Origin of the sequence: Actinosynnema sp. NPDC059797, assembly GCF_042732085.1 — a bacterium.
Classification (GTDB): Bacteria; Actinomycetota; Actinomycetes; order Mycobacteriales; family Pseudonocardiaceae; genus Actinosynnema.
In genome coordinates, this window is the sequence record NZ_JBHWIE010000766.1 from 1 (window position 1) to 1,058 (window position 1,058).

Consider the following 1,058-nt stretch of genomic DNA (forward strand, 5'->3'; position numbering starts at 1 on the left):
GCGTTGCCGCGCGGGCCCTCGGGGTTGACGTAGATGAGGCCCATCTCGGTCGCGCCGACCTCCGGCGCCATCTCGCTCTCGCTGACGTAGCGCTCGTCGCCCAGCCAGGCGTCCTCCGGGCCCCAGAAGATCTCCTCGGGCTCCCAGACGTCCTCGCGGCCGAAGCCGAAGCCGAACGTCTTGAAGCCCATGGACTCCAGGGCGACGTTGCCCGCGAGCACGAGCAGGTCGGCCCACGAGATCTTCTGGCCGTACTTCTGCTTGACCGGCCACAGCAGCCTGCGCGCCTTGTCGAGGTTGGCGTTTTCGGGCCAGCTGTTGAGCGGGGCGAAGCGCTGACCGCCGTCACCGGCGCCGCCGCGACCGTCGTGGGTGCGGTAGGTGCCCGCGGCGTGCCAGCTCATGCGGATCATGAGGCCGCCGTAGTGGCCGAAGTCGGCCGGCCACCAGTCCTGCGAGGTGGTCAGGACCTCGGTGATGTCGCGCTTGAGGGCCTCGACGTCGAGCTTGGCGAACTCCTTGGCGTAGTCGAAGCCCTCCCCCAGCGGGTTGCTCTTCGACGAGTGGGCGTGCAGCACCGACAGGTCGAGCTGGTTGGGCCACCAGTCGCGGTTCGTGCGGGGACGACCGCCGGTCTTCGGGGTCGGCGAGTCGATCGCCGGGTTCTCGCTCTCGCTGCCGTGCGCGGTCACGGAGTCGTGCGCGACGGGGCAGCCGGCCGCGGCCTTCTGGTCCACGCCCTGAGCGCTGGAGGTGGGCGTTGGCCTGGGGTCGCTCATCTACTTCCTTCCGGGGGACGAATCGTTGGCGGTGTGCTCGGTCGCGCAGTCGGGGCAGGTGCCCCAGAAGACGACCTCCGCCTCGTCGACCGCGTACCCGCGGTCGTCCGAGGCGGTGAGGCAGGGGCTGTGACCGACGGCGCAGTCGACGTCCGCGATGGTCCCGCAGGAGCGGCACACGACGTGGTGGTGGTTGTCCCCCACGCGCGACTCGTAGCGGGCGGTCGCGCCGGCGGGCTGGATGCGCCGCACCAGACCGGTCTCGGTCAGCACTCGCAG

2 protein-coding genes are annotated in these 1,058 nt (G+C 70.8%); both read right to left on the minus strand.

Features of this window, described 5'->3' with window-relative positions:
• Nucleotides 1-779 (minus strand): peroxidase family protein (locus tag ACFV4N_RS44010; RefSeq protein WP_499678649.1); only part of this gene is annotated, 779 nt, incomplete at its 3' end.
• Nucleotides 780-1,058: Fur family transcriptional regulator (locus ACFV4N_RS44015; RefSeq protein WP_499678650.1), on the minus strand; the 279-nt coding region annotated here is incomplete at its 5' end.